Origin of the sequence: Microbacterium sp. HSID17254 (genome assembly GCF_003989315.1) — a bacterium.
Classification (GTDB): Bacteria; Actinomycetota; Actinomycetes; order Actinomycetales; family Microbacteriaceae; genus Microbacterium.
Window position 1 is genome coordinate 34,597 of record NZ_RBLT01000003.1, and the last position, 17,186, is coordinate 51,782.

A 17,186-nucleotide genomic window follows, 5' to 3' on the forward strand; every position below is an offset into this window, starting at 1 on the left:
GTGATGAGGGCCCCACCAACGGCACCCGCTCCCGCAGACTCGACGGGGATCAGGTGTGTCGGGGCGGATGACACCGTTTGGGACCTGTGAGGAGAGTGTTGCATGTCGGATGTGCTGATCGACCGCCCGGAGCTCGATGGTCTGGGGGTGTACGAATTCGGCTGGCACGATGAGGATGCCGCGGGTGCCGTCGCGAAACGCGGGATCTCGGAAGAGGTCGTCCGCGGGATCTCGGCCCTCAAGAACGAGCCGGAATGGATGCTGAAGACCCGTCTCAAGGGCTATCAGCTCTTCGGCCGCAAGCCGATGCCGACCTGGGGCGCCGACCTCAGCGACATCGACTTCGACAACATCAAGTACTTCGTCCGCTCCACCGAGAAGCAGGCGCAGAGCTGGGAAGACCTCCCCGAGGAGATCCGCGAGACGTACGAGCGCCTGGGCATCCCCGAGGCCGAGCGTCAGCGTCTCGTCGCCGGCGTCGCCGCGCAGTACGAGTCCGAGGTCGTGTACCACCAGATCCGCGAGGACCTGGAGGCCCAGGGCGTCATCTTCATGGACACCGACACCGCCCTGCGCGAGCACCCCGAGTTCTTCGAGGAGTACTTCGGCACGGTCATCCCCGCGGGCGACAACAAATTCGCCGCGCTGAACACCGCCGTCTGGTCGGGCGGCTCGTTCGTCTACGTCCCCAAGGGCGTGCACGTCGAGATCCCGCTGCAGGCCTACTTCCGGATCAACACCGAGAACATGGGCCAGTTCGAGCGGACCCTGATCATCGCCGACGAGGACAGCTACGTCCACTACATCGAGGGCTGCACGGCCCCGATCTACAAGTCGGACTCCCTGCACTCGGCCGTCGTCGAGATCATCGTGAAGAAGAACGCCCGCGTGCGCTACACGACGATCCAGAACTGGTCGAACAACGTCTACAACCTGGTCACCAAGCGCGCCGTGGCGCACGAGGGCGCGACCATGGAGTGGGTCGACGGCAACATCGGCTCCAAGGTGACGATGAAGTACCCGTCGATCTACCTGATGGGTGAGCACGCCAAGGGCGAGACCCTCTCCGTCGCCTTCGCCGGCCCCGGCCAGCACCAGGACGCCGGCGCGAAGATGATCCACATGGCGCCGTACACGCAGTCGTCGATCGTCTCGAAGTCGATCGCCCGCGGCGGTGGCCGTGCCGGCTACCGCGGCGAGGTCCGTGTCGACGCCGCCGCCCATCACTCGGCGAACACCGTCCGCTGCGACGCGCTGCTCGTCGACACCAAGTCCCGGTCCGACACCTACCCGGCGATCGACATCCGTGTCGACGACGTGCAGCTCGGCCACGAGGCCACGGTCTCCAAGGTCAGCGAGGAGCAGCTCTTCTACCTGCAGTCCCGCGGCATGCCCGAGGACGAGGCGATGGCGATGATCGTGCGCGGCTTCATCGAGCCGATCGCGCGCGAGCTGCCGATGGAGTACGCGATGGAACTGAACAAGCTCATCGAGATGGGCATGGAAGGATCGGTCGGCTAAATGGCGGCCTCGACGACAGCGCCCAGCGAGGCGCAGCACACGAACGCGCACATCGACCCGGCCGCCCAGGTGGCGGACGCCGGATTCGTCCCGGTGCAGACCCGCTCCGAGCGTCCGCACTCGTTCGACCCGGACGACTTCGGCACGCCGACCGGTCGCGAGGTGAACTGGAAGCACACGCCGGTGGCCGCGCTCACGCCGCTGTTCCGCACTGCGGAGGGCGAGGACGGCGTGCAGTACTCCTTCACGTCCGGCGAGCAGTACGTGGCCGCACCGCTCACGGCGGGCACCGCTCCGCGCGGTGAGGTCTTCCTCGCCGAGGACATCACCGCCGCCGTCGCGTGGCAGGGCGCCTCCGAGGCCCTGCACATCCGCATCCCGCGCGAGGAGGAGGTCGCGGCGCCGATCTTCCTGTCGCTCACGGGCGCCGGTGCCGACCGCCGGGCGGACGCCCACATCGTGATCGAGGCCCTCGAGCACAGCGCCGCCACGGTGGTGCTGCAGCACAAGGGCTCGGCGCAGTACGCCCAGAACGTCGAGATCATCGTCCGCGACGGGGCGAAGCTCACCGTCGTCTCCGTGCAGCAGTGGGACGACGACGCCGTGCACGCGGCCGCCCACCAGGCGCGGGTCGCGGCCGACGCCACCCTCAAGCACTTCGTCGTGAGCTTCGGCGGCGGCGTGGTGCGCGTGAACCCGAGCGTCGAGCTCGCCGGCGCCGGCTCCGAGGGCTACCTCTACGGGCTTTCCTACGCCGACTCCGGTCAGCACCTGGAGAGCCAGGTGTACCTGCACCACAAGGGCCCGCACACGACCGGCGACGTGCTCTACAAGGGCGCGCTGCAGGGCGAGAGCGCCCACAGCGTGTGGATCGGCGACGTGCTGATCGGGGCGGAGGCCACCGGCACCGACTCCTACGAGGCCAACCGCAACCTGGTGCTCACGGAGGGCGCACGCGCCGACTCCATCCCGAACCTCGAGATCGAGACGGGCGACATCGTCGGCGCCGGGCACGCGAGTGCCACCGGCCGCTTCGACGACGAGCAGCTCTTCTATCTCCAGGCCCGCGGCATCCCGGAGGACGAGGCCCGCCGACTGGTGGTGCTCGGCTTCCTCACCGACATCGTGGTGCGCCTCGGCATCCCCGACCTGGAGTCGGAGCTGCTGGCCGCCATCGAGGCCGAGCTCGCCGAGGTGGACGCGTGACCGCGCAGCGCGTCTGCGGCGTCTCCGAGCTGGAGCAGGACACGCCGCTGCGCGTCGAGCCGGACGGTGTGCCGATCACGGTCATCAAGGACGGCGAGGGCGTCATCCACGCCATCGGCGACACCTGCACCCACGGCGACATCTCGCTGTCCGAGGGCTTCGTGGAAGGTGACACGGTGGAGTGCTGGGCCCATGGCTCGGCCTTCTCCCTGATCACCGGCAAGCCCCAGAATCTCCCCGCATATGAGCCCGTCCCGGTCTACGTCGTCGAGATCGACGGCGACGACGTGCTCATCGATCCCGCTGTGACGAAGGAAGTCTGAAGAATGTCTGTTCTCGAGATCCGCGACCTGCATGTGACGGTCGAGACCGAGGCGGGGACCACCCCGATCCTCAACGGAATCACCCTCACCATGAACACCGGTGAGACCCACGCCATCATGGGCCCCAACGGCTCCGGCAAGTCCACCCTGGCCTACACCATCGCCGGCCACCCGAAGTACACGGTCACCTCCGGCTCCATCACCTTCGACGGTGAGGACGTCCTGGCGATGAGCGTCGACGAGCGCGCCCGCGCCGGTCTGTTCCTCGCCATGCAGTACCCGGTCGAGATCCCCGGCGTGACCGTGACGAACTTCCTGCGCACCGCGAAGACCGCGCTCGACGGCGAGGCGCCCTCGATCCGGCAGTGGACCAAGGACGTCAAGGAGTCCATGGCCAACCTCCGCATGGACCCGAAGTTCGCGCAGCGCAACGTCAACGAGGGCTTCTCGGGCGGCGAGAAGAAGCGCCACGAGATCCTCCAGCTCGAGGTGCTCAAGCCGAAGTTCGCCGTGCTCGACGAGACCGACTCCGGCCTCGACGTGGACGCGCTGAAGATCGTCTCCGAGGGTGTCAACCGCGCGAAGGAGTCCACCGGCCTCGGTGTGCTGCTCATCACGCACTACACCCGGATCCTCCGCTACATCCGCCCCGACTACGTGCACGTGGTCGTCGCGGGCAAGATCGTCGAGGAGGGCGGCCCCGAGCTCGCCGACCGTCTGGAGAACGAGGGCTACGACCGATTCCTCGACCCCTCCGCTCCCATCGAGGCGTAGGCTGATCGCATGACAGCGACCCTGACGGACGAGAAGTACGACGCGGTCACCGAGGCTCTCAAGGACGTGATGGATCCTGAGCTCGGGATCAACGTCGTCGACCTCGGACTCATCTACGACCTCGCCTGGGATGACGAGAACGACGCTCTCGTCATCCACATGACGCTGACCAGCGCGGGCTGCCCGCTCACGGATGTCCTCGAAGACCAGACGGCGCAGGCCCTCGACAACGTCGTGGACCGCTTCCGCATCAACTGGGTGTGGATGCCGCCGTGGGGACCCGAGCGGATCACGGACGACGGGCGCGACATGATGCGTGCGCTCGGTTTCGCGATCTGAGCGTTCCGGTCACCTGACCACCAGACGAAGCGGGCGTGCCGGGCACGCCCGCTTCGACGTCTCCGCATCGACGCGGGGAGAATCGGAGGACGAATGCTGTCGGTGAAGGCCCTGCCGCTGTCGGAGCTGCGCGAGCGCACCAGCGAGAAGTGGCGGGAGTATCCCGAGGACGTGCTGCCCCTCTTCGTCGCGGAGATGGACTTCCCGCTCGCCCCGGCGATCACCGCCGCACTGCAGCGGGCGCTGGATCTCGGGGACACCGGGTACATCGCCTCGCGGACACCGCTGGCGGAGGCGTATGCGGGTTTCGCGGAGCGTCGCTTCGGCTGGCGCCCCGACCCGGCGCGGATGCGCAGCACGGCGGACGTGAGCATGGGCATCGTCGAGATCCTCCGTCGCGTCACGCAGCCGGGGGAGCGCGTCGTCGTCACGCCGCCGGTCTACCCGCCCTTCTACGACCTCGTCGCCGAGGCCGGTGCCGAGGTGCAGCGCGTCCCGCTGCGCGACACGGGGACCGGCTGGGAGCTCGACCTCGACGGGATCCGCGCCGCCTTCGAGGACGGCGCGACGGCCATGCTCCTCTGCAACCCGCACAACCCGACCGGCACCGTGCACGATCGGGAGACGCTGTCCGCGCTGGCCGAACTGGCCGAGGAGTACGGCGCGACGATCGTCTCCGACGAGATCCATGCGCCGCTCGTCCAGCCGGGCACGGGATTCACGCCGTTCCTCGCCGTGAGCGACGCGGCGGCCCGCATCGGCTATGCGGTCGTCAGTGCGAGCAAGGCGTTCAACCTCGCGGGGCTGAAGTGCGCGCTCATGGTCACCGCCGCGGAGGAGACGTCCGCGGTCGTGCGCGACCTGCCGGTCGAGGTGGAGTGGCGGACGGGGCAGTTCGGTCTGCTCGCCGCCGTCGCCGCGTTCTCGGAGGAGAGCGACGCGTGGCTCGACGGCCTCCTGCGCACGCTCGACGAGAACCGTGTCCTGCTGGAGGACCTGCTCGCCCGTCACCTCCCCGCCGCCCGCTATCGCCTTCCGGACGCGGGATACCTCGCGTGGATCGACCTCTCCGCCCTCGGCTGGGGAGACAACCCCGCCCGGAAGATCCTCCGCGAGGCGAAGGTGGCGCTGCACTTCGGCCCGGCCTTCGGCGAGGAAGGGGCCGGACACGTGCGACTCAACTTCGGCACGAGCCCGGAGGTCCTCACCGAGGCGATCGAGCGCATCGCCGCGCTCGTCGAGCGATGACGGCGGCGGATCCCACCGCCACGATCTGGGACCGCAGCCGGTTCTGGGTGACCCTGGGTGCCGTCGCCCTGATCTTCCTCGCCGCGATCGAGGCCCTGGCGGTGACCACGGTCATGCCGATCGTCAGCGACGCCTTGGACGGGGAGTCGCTGTATGCGGTCGCCTTCGCCGGCACGCTCGCGACCAGCGTGATCGGGATGGTCGCGGCGGGGTCCTGGTCGGACACGCGTGGTCCGCGCGGCGCGCTGTACGCCGCCGTCGCCCTCTTCATCCTGGGGCTGCTGATCTCCGGGTTCGCGACGACGATGCCCCAGTTCCTGATCGGACGACTGGTGCAGGGGCTGGGCGCGGGTGGGCAGACGGTGGCCCTGTACGTCGTGGTCGCGCGGCTGTATCCGCCGCACCTGCACGGCCGGGTGTTCGCGGCGTTCGCCGCCGCCTGGGTGGTCCCGTCGATGATCGGGCCCTTCCTCGCGGGAGCGGTGGCGGAGTACCTCGATTGGCGCTGGGCGTTCCTCGGCGTGGCGGTCCTGACCGCGATCGCGTTCTCGATGATCGCGATCCGTCTGCGGGGTGTCGATCTCGGCCGCGGGGAGCCGCAGGACCGCCGGGCGCTGCTCACCCGGCTGCTGCTGGCCGTCGTCGTGGCGGTGCTCGCGGTGGTGATCGGACTGTCCGCCGAGCTCGATCCGGCGATCGGGTGGCCGGTGGCACTGGGGGCCGTGCTCGCGATCGGCGTCGTCGTGCTCCCGCTCCTGCCACGACGGACCCTCCGAGCCGGTGCCGGGCTTCCCAGCGTCGTGCTCATGCGTGGCGTGGCGGCCGGGGCGTTCTTCGCCGCCGAGGCCTACATCCCGTACCTGCTGATGCGGAAGTTCGACTTCTCCGCGACCTGGGCCGGAGTCGCCTTGATGCTCGCGGCCTTCGCCTGGGCCGGGGCGTCGGCTGCGCAGGGCCGCTACGGTGAGCGGCTGGGCAATCACCGCATCACGGCGCTCAGCCTCGGCGCACTGCTCGTGGCGATGCTCTGCGTCCTGGCCGCAGCGGCGTTCGATGCCTCCCCGGTCTTCGTGATCGTCGGGTGGGCGTTCGCCGGGGGCGGCATGGGGCTGCTGTATCCGCGGCTCACCGTGCTGACGCTGGCCTACTCGGACGAGACGAACCAGGGATTCAACTCCTCGGCGCTGTCGATCTCGGATGCCACGGGTTCGGCGGTGGCCATCGCGCTGGCGGGGCTCGCCGTCGCCACCCTCGGCGGCGGCGCAGACGCGTTCGCCGTCGTGTTCGTCCTCGGTGTCGGGCTGGTGCTGCTCGCGGTGATCCCCGGGCTCAGGCTCGGGCACGCCGCGGAGTCATCCGTGCGCTGAGCTCGCCGGCCAGGGCGAGGACGCCGAGGTCGAACACTCGGTCCAGGCCCGCGGTGACGTCGACCTCGCCGGAGGCCGGGAGTGCGCCATGGCTGTCGGCGTGCATCCGCTGCTGGACGAGGGTGGCATGGCCGAGCACGAAGTGCAGGATCGCCGCCCCGCGATCCTCGGCGTGAGTGGCGCCCTCGGCGTGGAGGGCGGCGACCAGGGCGTCGCGGGCATGCGCGGAGCCGAGCTGGAGCGCGTACGTGCTGAGGACGAGCTCGGCGCCGTCCCGGTAGGCGAAGAGGGCGTCGCGGAGCGCGCGGGCGGTCGCGAGGACGCCCTCCGCTCCGTCTGGGACGGTCGCCGTGATCCGATCGGCGAGGTCGGCGAGGAGCTCCTGCTTGTTCGCGACGTGCCAGTAGAGGGCGCTCGGCTGCACGTCGAGCCGGGCCGCGATGCGGCGCATGGAGAGATCGGCCAGCCCCACCTCGTCGAGAAGGGCGAGGGCGGTCCGTGCGACGCTCTCCCGATCGTGACGGGCGGGATTCGTCTCGGGACTCATGCCCCCACTATAGTGAACGGCGTTCAGGTGAACGGTGTTCAGGAGGATGCATGCGCTGGCGGGAGCGGGACGCGACGACGATCGCGGAGCCGGGGACGCTGCGTCTCGACGGCGTGGGCGTGACCGTCGACGACCGCGTGCTCCTCGACGACGTGACGCTGGAGCTCACCGCACCGCGCATCGCCGTGATCGGAGCGAACGGCTCGGGGAAGTCGACGTTCGCCCGGCTGCTGAACGGCCTCATGACGCCGACCACGGGAACGGTCACCGTCCACGGCCTCGACGCGCTCCGGGAGCGGACCGCCGTGCGCCGCCGGGTGGGCTTCGTCTTCACCGATCCGGATGCCCAGATCCTGATGCCGACTCCGGCCGAGGATCTCGCGCTGTCGCTCCGAGGGCGGCCCCGTGACGAGATCGCCGCCCGCGTTCAGGAGACCCTGGAGCGCCACGGTCTCGGTGCCCACGCCGACATCCCGGCGTCGTCGCTCTCGGGAGGACAGAAGCAGATGCTGGCCCTCGCCGCGGTGCTCCTCGCCGAGCCGGCGCTGATCGTGGCGGACGAGCCGACGACGCTCCTCGACCTGCGCAACGCGCGGCGGATCGGAGACCTCCTTCTGTCGCAGGAGGCGCAGGTGCTGATCGTCACCCACGATCTCGAGCTCGCGGCCCGCTGCGACACCGCCGTCCTGTTCGACGGCGGGTGCGTCGTCGAACAGGGAGAGCCCGAGAGGGTCATCGCACGCTACCGGCGGCTGTGCGCATGATCCTGCCGTCCCCGGTCGGTGCGGGACTGCTGCATCGGGTGCCGGCCGGTCCGAAGCTCGCCGGGCTCGCCGTCGCGGCGCTCGCGTTGACGCTGTTCCCGCACGGGCCGCTCAGCATCGCGGCCTGCCTCGCGACCGTGCTCGCGCTCTACCCGATCGCGGGGGTGCCGCTCTCCGCCGCGGTGACGGAGCTGTGGCGGCTGCGTGCGGTCCTGCTCGTGCTCGCGATCGCCCTCGCCGTCTTCGTGTCTCCCGTCGCCGCCTGGGTGAGCACCGGGCGGGTCGCCGTGCTGCTGCTGCTCGCCGCCCTCCTCACCCTGACCACGCGCATGGCCGATCTCCTGGCCGTGCTGCAGCGCCTCCTGCGCCCGCTGCGGCGCGTCGGGGTCGATCCGGAGGCGGTGTCGATGGCGGTGTCGCTCACGCTGACCATGGTTCCCGTCGTGGCCGGACTCGCGCAGCGGGTGCGGGACGCGGAGCGCGCACGAGGAGTCCGCCTGGGCGTGCGCAGCGTGGTGCCGCTGCTCCTGCTGACGCTGCGCCACGCGGATCAGGTCGGCGATGCCCTCGCGGCCCGCGGAGTCGGCTGACGGTCACGCCAGGACGGGGCGTCCGGTGCGACCAGCAAGCCGCAGCGCCGCGACCAGGAGCAGCACCGCGAGGGCGGCGGTGGAGACGGTCGTGCCGAGGACGAGCAGCAGCACCACTCCGGTGAGGCCGAGGACGGTTCCCACGGCCAGGCGGCGCCGCGAGGACGTGGCCTGCGGCGAGGGGTGATTCTCGAACCGGTCGACACGGACCGCGACCAGCGCGGTGAGGACGACAGCCGTCAGGAGCCACAGCGGGCGGGCGGCCCACCACTCCGCGCTGTCGAGCGTGGGCAGAGTGAATCCGCCGAGGAGGGCGACCAGGGCCGTCGCCCCGGCCATCGCCAGCAGCACCGGCATGTGCCAGAGGTAGATCGTCATCGTCCGCCGGGTGACGAAGGCGGTGAACGCGGCCACCGGACGGCGAAGACTGAGGCGCCCGATGTGCGCCCGGTACAGGGAGAACAGGATCGTGTGGATCAGCCCGACCAGCAGCAGGGCGCACGTGGGCGGGTTGATGTTGGCGATGAGGTCGGGGGAGTACGCGCCGATGAGGAACAGGACGACGAGCACCCCGAGGGCGCCGATGCCGAACGTGACGCGGGTCCGGCGACGAAGGGCGTCCACGCGGCCGTCGGCGAGGAGGAATCCGAGCTGCTGCATCGTCAACCACACGAAAGCGAGGTTGAGGAAGCCCACGGCGTCCGTCCCGGTCACGGCCCGCAGAACATCGACCGTCACGGCCCCGGTGGCGAGGACGGCGATCGTGCGCAGGGGCGCGCGCTCGTGCAGGGCGACGAGCGCGGGGAGCAGCGCCTGACACAGCAGGAAGACCCCCAGGAACCACAGCGGCTGTCCGTATCGGAAGCCGGCGACCGCGATGAGATCCGGCGCGACTCCGAGGACGGTGAGCACCGCGAGCGCGACCCCGACCGCGCCGACCGTGAACAGGGCCGGACGCAGGAGCCGGTGCACCCGACCGGCCACGAAGGCGGTCGCGCTCCCGCCGCGGGCGCGGAGGCGGCGGTACGCGAGGAGCCCGGAGAATCCCCCGATCACGAAGAAGAGCGGCATCACCTGCAGCAGCCAGCTCAGCGGGGCGATCCAGCTCGTCCCGTCGCTCGCATTCTCGAACACCGGTCCGGTCTCGGACACCGTGACCCCGACCATGACGGCGTGCAGCAGGACGACGCCGAGCACGCAGAGGGCGCGCACGACGTCGATGCCGGTGTCACGGTGACCCGCGTGGACGGATGAAGCGGGGGCGGGGGTGCTGAGGCGTGGAGCCGCGGCGATGACCATGAGTCCTCCTGGGAACGGTGTCCTCGGAGGCTATGGAGGCGGTGGTGGACGGGACATCACTCCGTGGTGCCGTCCTACCCCCTACGCAGGGGTGACTCAGGCCGACGGCTCGACCAGGCCGGTGTCGTACGCGAGGATGACGGCGTGCACACGGTCGCGGAGACCGAGCTTCGCGAGCACCTTGCCGACATGGGTCTTCACGGTCTGCTCGGCGATGAACAGGTCGCCCGCGATCTCGGTGTTCGACCGGCCCTTGCCGATGAGGACGAGGACCTCCCGCTCGCGGTCGGTGAGCTCGGCGAGGGCCGTCGCCGACCGCCGCGAGGCCGGCCGCCGTCCGGCGAACTGCTCGATCATGCGCCGGGTCACGCTGGGGGCGAGGAGCGCATCGCCGCCGGCCACCACGCGGACCGCATGGACGAGCTCCTCCGGCAGAGCGTCTTTGAGGAGGAAGCCACTGGCCCCGGCGGCGAGGGCGTCGTAGACGTAGTCGTCGATGTCGAACGTGGTGAGCACGAGGATCCGCGGCACGTGCGCGGCCGGGTACGACGGACCGAGGATGCGGCGGGTGGCCTCGATGCCGTCGAGCTCCGGCATGCGGACGTCCATGAGGATGACGTCGGGATCGAGCCGCGCGGCGAGTGTCACGGCCTCCGCACCGTCGGCCGCCTGGCCCACCACGCGGATCCCCTCGTGCGCGTCCAGCAGGGCGGCGAAACCGGCGCGGACCATCGCCTGGTCGTCGGCGATGAGCACGCTGATCGTCACGGGTTCTCCTTGTCTTCCGCCGAGGCGGTCGGGGTGGGCGGTGCGGCCGTTGCAGACAGCGGCAGGGCGGCCTCGACGGTCCAGCCGCCGTCGTCGGAGGGCCCGGCGGCGAGGCTTCCGCCGAGCAGTTCGGCGCGCTCGCGCATTCCCCGGAGGCCGTAGCCGCCGGAGGGGCTCTCGGTCGCCTGCGGCGGTGCGGCGTTGTGCACACGGATGTGCAGGGCATCGGCGTCGGCATGGAGCCGGACGGTGACGCGGGCACCGGGCGCGTGGCGGACGGCGTTGCTCAGCGCCTCCTGCACGATGCGGAAGGCGGCGATCTGCACACCGGGTCCCGCCGCGGAGGCCGCTTCCATCCCCTCCAGCACGAGGCCGACCTCCACCCCTGCCCGGCGGATCGTGTCGACGAGGGCCGGGACGTCGTCCAATCCCTGCTGCGGTGCGAGCTCGGCGTGCTGGTCCTCGGTGCGGAGCACTCCCAGCATGCGCCGCATCTCGGTGAGCGACGTGCGCGCTGTGGCGGCGATGTCGTCGAACTCGGCGGCGGCCTCGGCATCGAGGCCTGTGATCCGGTAGCGCGCGGTCGACGCCTGCACCTGGATCACCGACATGCTGTGCGCCACGACGTCGTGCAGCTCCCTGGCGATCCGGGTGCGCTCCTCCACGAGAGCGCGCCGGGATTCCTCCAGCGCGCTGTGCTCCTTCTCCCTCGTGAGCTCCGCCGCGACACGCACGCGACCGGCGGCGAGGACGGCGATGAGCAGCATCGCGGCAGCGACCGAGGTCGTCACGATGAGATTGGCGGTGGCGCTGCCGGAGCTCGCCGGCGTCGCGACCATGTCCGGGCGCAGCAGCGGCGCCGTCAGCGAGGTCAGTGCGCCGATCACGAGGGTGAGGCCTCCGAGGCGGGCTCCCTGCACGAAGGACATCACGCCCACGAGGAGGACGAAGGCCAGGAGCGCCGGTACCGACCAGGGCCAGGGGGAGTGGATCGCGCGCGCCGGCTCGACGAGGAGCGGCAGCAGGAAGGCGCCGGCGGTGAAGACGACGATCGCCGTCCGCGGCCGGGAGGGGACGAGGAGGGGAGCGCCGCACACGGCGGCGCCGAGCAGGAAGGACAGGGGCAGCGGCGTGCCGGAGAGCACCGTCTGCAGGGAGACGAGGAGCGCATACAGCACGACGACCGCCGCAGTCAGCGCCACGAGGGCGCCGGTGCGACGGCTCATCCGTGGCGGGCGCGGGGTGCGCTCTCGGCGGCGTGCCATGCGTCTCATCCTGCCAGGTGCGCGACCGGCGTACGGCGTCGGCGGAGCGCCGCGATCCGGTCGATGATCACACCGACGAGCAACGCGACGACGATGCCGATTGCGGCGCTGAGCACGGGCTGGTCGTGCAGCCAGGCGCCGGCGAGCAGCCCGATCGCGAGGCTGAACACGCTCCAGCTCACACCGGCGATGAGGCTCAGCGGGAGGAACCGCCGCCAGGGGAACCCGAGCGCTCCGGCGGACATGTTCACCGCGACGCGTCCGATCGGGATGTAGCGGGCGCCGAGGATCAGCGTGGCACTGCGGCGGTCGAGGGCGTGCTGCGCGAAGGCGAAGGCGGCGGCGACGCGGGGGCGCCGCATCCAGGCGAATCTCGTCGTGCCCAGTCGGCGGCCGATGAGGAACGCGATGTTGTCGCCGATCGCGGCGCCCAGGGCGGCGACGACACCCAGCAGCACGATGTCGCCGTCACCGGTGGACGCGGCCACCGCCGCCGCGGCGACGAGGACCGTCTCGCTCGGGACCGGCGGGAAGAACCCGTCGATCACGGTCACCGCGAACAGCACGGCGTACAGCCAGGGGGAGGCGATCGCCTGCAGGATGAGATCGTTGAGGATGTCCACTCCGGCACCGTAAGCAGCGGGTGGGGAGAGGGACATCACTCCGGGGTATTGCCTCGGTCACCCTGGAGAGGGATATCCGTGGCGGGCGTCGCCACAGGCGCGGCGGCATATACTGGTTGGCTGGCCGCTCGGCCATCACCCTCCTCCCGAACGAACGGACGTCCGCTGTGCTTGCCGTGCACGACCTCGAGATCCGCGTTGGCGCGCGCCTGCTGATGGAGAACGTCTCGTTCCGTGTGTCCGACGGCGACAAGATCGGCCTCGTCGGACGCAACGGTGCGGGCAAGACCACGCTCACCAAGGTGCTCGCCGGCGACGTGCTGCCCTCGGGTGGCACCGTCACCCGGTCCGGCGAACTCGGCTACCTGCCGCAGGACCCCCGTTCGGGCAATCCGGAAGACCTCGCTCGTACCCGGATCCTCGACGCCCGCGGCCTCGGTCAGCTCAACCTCGGCATGACGGAGGCCTCGCTCGCGATGGGGTCCGACGACCCCGCGGTCGCTGCCAAGGCGATGAAGCGCTACGCCGCGCTCACCGAGAAGTTCGAGGCGCAGGGCGGCTACGCGGCCGAGGCCGAGGCCGCGTCGATCGCGCACAACCTCTCGCTGCCGGACCGCATCCTCGACCAGCCGCTGTCGACCCTCTCCGGAGGCCAGCGTCGTCGCATCGAGCTCGCGCGCATCCTCTTCTCCGACGCGCAGACGATGATCCTCGATGAGCCGACCAACCACCTCGACGCGGACAGCGTGGTGTGGCTGCGCGAGTTCCTCAAGAACTACAAGGGCGGGCTGATCGTCATCAGCCACGATGTCGAGCTCGTGGGCGAGACCGTCAACCGGGTGTTCTACCTCGACGCCAACCGCCAGGTCATCGACATCTACAACATGAACTGGAAGAACTATCTGCGGCAGCGCGCTGCGGACGAGGAGCGTCGCAAGAAGGAGCGGGCCAACGCCGAGAAGAAGGCGACGACCCTGCAGCAGCAGGCGGCGCGCTTCGGGGCGAAGGCGTCGAAGGCGGCAGCAGCGCACCAGATGCTCGCGCGCGCCGAGAAGCTCCTCTCCGGGTTGGAGGACGTGCGTCAGGAGGACCGCGTCGCGAAGCTGCGGTTCCCGAAGCCCGCCCCCTGTGGCAAGACCCCGCTCATGGCCTCCGGGCTGTCGAAGTCGTACGGCTCACTGGAGATCTTCACCGACGTCGACCTCGCGATCGACCGCGGTTCCAAGGTCGTCGTGCTCGGTCTCAACGGTGCGGGGAAGACGACGCTGCTGCGCATGCTGGCAGGTGTCGACAAGCCGGACACCGGGCAACTCGAGCCCGGACACGGTCTCAAGGTCGGGTACTACGCGCAGGAGCACGAGAACCTCGACGTCAGCCGCTCGGTCCTCGAGAACATGGTGTCGGCCGCTCCGCACATCACGGAGACGGAGGCCCGCAAGGTCCTCGGCTCCTTCCTGTTCACCGGCGACGACGTCCTCAAGCCGGCGGGTGTGCTGTCCGGAGGCGAGAAGACCCGGCTGTCGCTGGCGACGCTCGTCGTGTCGTCCGCGAACCTCCTCCTGCTCGATGAGCCCACGAACAACCTCGATCCGGCCTCCCGCGAGGAGATCCTCGGGGCGCTGGCCCACTACGAGGGCGCGGTGGTGCTCGTGTCGCACGACCCCGGCGCGGTGCAGTCGCTGAACCCCGAGCGTGTCCTCATCCTGCCCGACGGCGTCGAGGACATCTGGAGCCAGGAGTACCAGGACCTCATCGAGCTCGCGTAGCGGGTCGTGGCATAGTCGGAGGATGGCGGCGCACCCGATCCTTCCTCCCTCGGAACTCGCGGCGTGGTTGCGTGCGCAGCCCACCCTCACCGGGACGGCGCCGCCGCTGCACCTCGACGACCTTCCCGACGATCCGGTGCTGCTCTTCCGGGAGTGGCTCCGCGCGGCGGCCGCGGCCGGCGTCCCCGAACCGCATGCGGCGACGCTGGCGACGGTGGACGCGGACGGCATCCCGGACGCGCGCACCCTGATCCTCAAGGACGTCGACGCGCGCGGCTGGGCGTTCGCCGGGGCCCGGTCCTCCCGGAAGGCCGCGCAGCTCGGTGCGCGTCCGGCTGCGGCACTGAACCTCTGGTGGCAGCCGCAGCGGCGCGCGATCCGGGTCCGAGGAACCGTGGAGGAGGCGTCGGCGGCCGAGAGCGACGCCGACCTCGCGGCCCGCTCCGAGAGCGCCCGCGCGGGTCTCCGACCGGGGGACTGGGTGCTGTGGCGGGTGGTTCCGACGCAGGTCGAGTTCTGGCAGGGGGGCGTCCGACCGGAACCACACCCGGATCGTCTATGACGTCGTCGGCCGCGTATGGCGGCATGCCGTCACGGGCTCTGCTCGCGAGCGCTAGACATCGAGAACGACCGGAGGCGCCCCGCAGGCGGGGATCGAAATGGTGCGTGCCGACGGTCCAAGAGGCCCGTTTCCCATCCTGCGTCGGCAGGGCGGGCCGTCCGGGATCGAAAGGGTGCCGGGCAGCGCAGCGTCCGGCGTGTTCTCGCGTTCGCGTGACGCTCCCCGGCCCGGTCACCGGGCGTCGAGCAGTTCGTCCTCGGCGTCCGCGTCGCGGTCGCGGCGTTTCGGTGCCTTCACCGGTGCCGGCTTCCCCTCGACCTCTTCGCGGTGCTTCACGATCTCCGTGCGGATGATGTACCCGATGAAGATGAAGCCCATGATGGCGAACAGGATCCACTGGATCGCATAGGACAGGTGCGGACCCGGGTCGTCGGTGGGGGACTCGAAGCCACCCAGCGCCGTCTCGGCGGCGGGCTGCTCCTCGACCAGGCGTCCGTACGTACCGGTGATCACCTCGTCGCCGACGAGGTCGGCGATGGACGGGAGGTGGATCGTGGGCACCTGGCCCTCCGGAGCCCCGCGTCCGGACCCGGGAAGCGGCTCGCCGGGACGCAGGCGGACGGTCACCGTGACCTCGCCGGACGGCGGAGAGGGGACCGCGTCCGGGAGCTCGCCCTCGCCCGGGGCCACCCAGCCGCGGTCGACGATGAGCACACGACCGTCGGCATCGCGGAAGGGGACCAGCACCTCGAACGCGCTCGTTCCGCCGTGGGGACGGTTGCGGACCAGGAGCTGCTCGTCGGCGAGGTACTCGCCCTGCAGCGTGACGGGGCGCCATTCGTCTGCGGGGTCGAGCTCGTCGTCGGCGACCACGTCGGCGAGGGGGACGGCCGGGGCGTCGTAGTTCTGCTCCACCAGCGCGATCTGCTCAGCGCGGGATTCGTTCCTCTCGAACTGCCAGTTGGAGAGGAAGACGCAGGCGATCGCGAAGCCGATGGCGATGAGGACGTACACGCCCCAGCGGGTCAGGCGGTTGCTCATGAAGGCACCCCGTCTCGCACCGTCACCGGGAAGTCCCGCGCGGCGAGGTAGTCGTGGAGGAAGCCGACGTGCTCCTCGCACGCCAGCCAGATCTTCTCGCGATCGGCGGAGTGGATACGCGGGTTGCGCCAGACGACCTGCCTCGTGGCCGCGCTCCGGCAGCCGGCGCGCGAGCAGATGAGCGCGCTCATCGGTCGGTGCGGCCTTCGCGGATGGTGATGACGTCGGGGGCGGTCTCCGGAGCGAGCGACGGTGCGGGCGGCGCATCGATCTCGCGCATCGGCGACTCGGCGGCGGTCTCTGTGCTGTCGCTGCCGGCGTTCGCGAAGACGACGGCGATGTACGGGAGCACGGCGGCGGCCAGCGCGAACACCCAGGTCCACCAGCCGAACGGCTGCACGAAGAACATCAGCCCGAAGCAGACGATGCGGATCGTCATCGTCAGGGCATATCGGCGCACACGATGGTCTCCCTCATCCCGCGGGGACTGCGGCAGTGAGGTGACGGCCGGGACTCGACGTGCGTTCTTCACGATGGTTCCAGCCTACGCCGCCGTGGCGACATCGGCATGCCCGGGCGAGGCGTCAGCTCGCGAAGACGAACGGCAGGGTGAAGGCGCCGAAGACGACGAGGCCGATGATCGTCGAGACGATTGTGAAGACCAGCACGCCGATCATGACGTAGCCGAGGATGAGCCCGGCGATCGCCATGCCGCGGCCGCCGAGACCGGGAGTGCGACGGATCTGTCCGAGCGCCATGTGACCGGTGATCACGGCCGCGATCGAGGCGAGCATCGGCACGATCGCCCAGAACAGCACGACACCGGCGATGCCGCAGACGAGGGAGGTGATCGCGAGTCCGCTGGACGGCCGCGCAGGCGCGGCTCCATACGGTTGCGGGGCCGCGTACTGCTGCGGGGCCCCGTACTGCTGAGGCGTCGAGTACTGCTGAGGCGCCGAGGACGGCTGCGTGGCGGCGTTCGCCTGCGGTGCCGGCGGGAACCCCGGGTACGCCGGGGCGGAACCGGGAGCCGGGGGGAAGGCCGGGGGCTGCTCGCCGGACGAACCGGAGATACGGGGATCGCTCACGCTGGTGCCTTTCGTCGCCCTCAGAGTCCCAGGAGGCTCCCGGTCTGTCAAACCGTCGTCGTGAAGGCGGCACGGCAACGTCGCTAGGATCGATC

Annotated in this window: 20 protein-coding genes; 11 read left to right on the forward strand and 9 right to left on the reverse strand. The window is 70.5% G+C overall.

Going from position 1 to position 17,186, the window contains the following annotated elements:
• The first annotated feature begins 102 nt into the window (after positions 1-102).
• The 7 genes from sufB to D8M34_RS02685 all read left to right on the forward strand — a co-directional run bounded on the left by sufB (position 103) and on the right by D8M34_RS02685 (position 6,778).
• Entirely contained in the window at positions 103-1,521 is a 1,419-nt protein-coding gene (gene sufB / locus D8M34_RS02655; protein ID WP_025103651.1) for a Fe-S cluster assembly protein SufB, read from the forward strand.
• Positions 1,522-2,727: a Fe-S cluster assembly protein SufD gene (gene sufD / locus D8M34_RS02660; protein ID WP_126893077.1), complete on the forward strand. Its 1,206-nt coding sequence runs from the start codon at positions 1,522-1,524 to the stop codon at positions 2,725-2,727.
• On the forward strand, positions 2,724-3,050 hold the full coding sequence (locus D8M34_RS02665; RefSeq protein WP_025103649.1) for a non-heme iron oxygenase ferredoxin subunit: 327 nt from the start codon (positions 2,724-2,726) through the stop codon (positions 3,048-3,050). The genes sufD and D8M34_RS02665 overlap by 4 nt, the downstream gene beginning before the upstream one ends.
• Before the next feature lie 3 nt (positions 3,051-3,053).
• Positions 3,054-3,824: a Fe-S cluster assembly ATPase SufC gene (sufC, locus tag D8M34_RS02670; RefSeq protein ID WP_025103648.1), complete on the forward strand. Its 771-nt coding sequence runs from the start codon at positions 3,054-3,056 to the stop codon at positions 3,822-3,824.
• Between the two features lie 9 nt (positions 3,825-3,833).
• Positions 3,834-4,163, forward strand: a complete 330-nt coding sequence (locus D8M34_RS02675) for a metal-sulfur cluster assembly factor (protein WP_017202280.1) — start codon at positions 3,834-3,836, stop codon at positions 4,161-4,163.
• Positions 4,164-4,256: 93 nt separating this feature from the next.
• Entirely contained in the window at positions 4,257-5,411 is a 1,155-nt protein-coding gene (locus D8M34_RS02680; RefSeq protein WP_126893078.1) for a MalY/PatB family protein, read from the forward strand.
• Complete coding sequence (locus D8M34_RS02685) at positions 5,408-6,778, forward strand: MFS transporter (RefSeq protein ID WP_085607703.1); 1,371 nt, start codon at positions 5,408-5,410, stop codon at positions 6,776-6,778. Before D8M34_RS02680 ends, D8M34_RS02685 begins: the two co-directional genes overlap by 4 nt.
• Here D8M34_RS02685 and D8M34_RS02690 read toward each other — a convergent pair.
• Positions 6,741-7,325 (reverse strand): TetR family transcriptional regulator, encoded by a 585-nt coding sequence (locus D8M34_RS02690; RefSeq protein WP_126893079.1) that lies wholly within the window; start codon positions 7,323-7,325, stop codon positions 6,741-6,743. The two genes, D8M34_RS02685 and D8M34_RS02690, sit on opposite strands and share 38 nt — an antisense overlap.
• A gap of 50 nt (positions 7,326-7,375) precedes the next feature.
• Between D8M34_RS02690 and D8M34_RS02695 the strand changes: the two genes are divergently transcribed.
• A complete protein-coding gene (locus tag D8M34_RS02695; protein WP_126893080.1) occupies positions 7,376-8,089 on the forward strand; it encodes an energy-coupling factor ABC transporter ATP-binding protein in 714 nt (237 codons plus the stop codon).
• Positions 8,086-8,679 carry a CbiQ family ECF transporter T component gene (locus D8M34_RS02700; protein WP_126893081.1) on the forward strand — a complete coding sequence of 198 codons (594 nt, stop codon included), beginning with the start codon at positions 8,086-8,088 and terminating at the stop codon, positions 8,677-8,679. The genes D8M34_RS02695 and D8M34_RS02700 overlap by 4 nt, the downstream gene beginning before the upstream one ends.
• 3 nt (positions 8,680-8,682) lie before the next feature.
• Here the strand turns inward: D8M34_RS02700 and D8M34_RS02705 are convergent, their stop codons facing one another.
• The 4 genes from D8M34_RS02705 to D8M34_RS02720 form a co-directional block, all read right to left on the reverse strand.
• Complete coding sequence (locus D8M34_RS02705) at positions 8,683-9,978, reverse strand: acyltransferase family protein (RefSeq protein ID WP_126893082.1); 1,296 nt, start codon at positions 9,976-9,978, stop codon at positions 8,683-8,685.
• A gap of 96 nt (positions 9,979-10,074) precedes the next feature.
• Positions 10,075-10,746 carry a response regulator gene (locus tag D8M34_RS02710; protein ID WP_126893083.1) on the reverse strand — a complete coding sequence of 224 codons (672 nt, stop codon included), beginning with the start codon at positions 10,744-10,746 and terminating at the stop codon, positions 10,075-10,077.
• A complete protein-coding gene (locus D8M34_RS02715) occupies positions 10,743-12,011 on the reverse strand; it encodes a sensor histidine kinase (RefSeq protein ID WP_126893084.1) in 1,269 nt (422 codons plus the stop codon). Before D8M34_RS02715 ends, D8M34_RS02710 begins: the two co-directional genes overlap by 4 nt.
• Before the next feature lie 5 nt (positions 12,012-12,016).
• Positions 12,017-12,634 carry a DedA family protein gene (locus D8M34_RS02720; protein WP_126893085.1) on the reverse strand — a complete coding sequence of 206 codons (618 nt, stop codon included), beginning with the start codon at positions 12,632-12,634 and terminating at the stop codon, positions 12,017-12,019.
• Between the two features lie 167 nt (positions 12,635-12,801).
• Between D8M34_RS02720 and D8M34_RS02725 the strand changes: the two genes are divergently transcribed.
• Positions 12,802-14,400 carry an ABC-F family ATP-binding cassette domain-containing protein gene (locus D8M34_RS02725; protein ID WP_025103638.1) on the forward strand — a complete coding sequence of 533 codons (1,599 nt, stop codon included), beginning with the start codon at positions 12,802-12,804 and terminating at the stop codon, positions 14,398-14,400.
• 22 nt (positions 14,401-14,422) lie between these two features.
• Positions 14,423-14,962 carry a pyridoxine/pyridoxamine 5'-phosphate oxidase gene (locus D8M34_RS02730; RefSeq protein ID WP_342343176.1) on the forward strand — a complete coding sequence of 180 codons (540 nt, stop codon included), beginning with the start codon at positions 14,423-14,425 and terminating at the stop codon, positions 14,960-14,962.
• Between the two features lie 231 nt (positions 14,963-15,193).
• On the opposite strand, the gene D8M34_RS02735 is transcribed toward D8M34_RS02730, so the two are convergent.
• The 4 genes from D8M34_RS02735 to D8M34_RS02750 are packed head-to-tail and all read right to left on the reverse strand — an operon-like array spanning position 15,194 to position 17,091.
• Positions 15,194-16,003, reverse strand: a complete 810-nt coding sequence (locus tag D8M34_RS02735) for an SURF1 family cytochrome oxidase biogenesis protein (protein ID WP_126893086.1) — start codon at positions 16,001-16,003, stop codon at positions 15,194-15,196.
• Positions 16,000-16,194, reverse strand: coding sequence for a hypothetical protein (locus D8M34_RS02740; protein ID WP_025103635.1), 195 nt, complete (start codon positions 16,192-16,194; stop codon positions 16,000-16,002). The genes D8M34_RS02735 and D8M34_RS02740 overlap by 4 nt, the downstream gene beginning before the upstream one ends.
• Entirely contained in the window at positions 16,191-16,535 is a 345-nt protein-coding gene (locus D8M34_RS02745; RefSeq protein ID WP_025103634.1) for a DUF3099 domain-containing protein, read from the reverse strand. Before D8M34_RS02745 ends, D8M34_RS02740 begins: the two co-directional genes overlap by 4 nt.
• 52 nt (positions 16,536-16,587) lie before the next feature.
• A complete protein-coding gene (locus D8M34_RS02750) occupies positions 16,588-17,091 on the reverse strand; it encodes a DUF4190 domain-containing protein (protein ID WP_202976247.1) in 504 nt (167 codons plus the stop codon).
• Positions 17,092-17,186 lie beyond the last annotated feature (95 nt).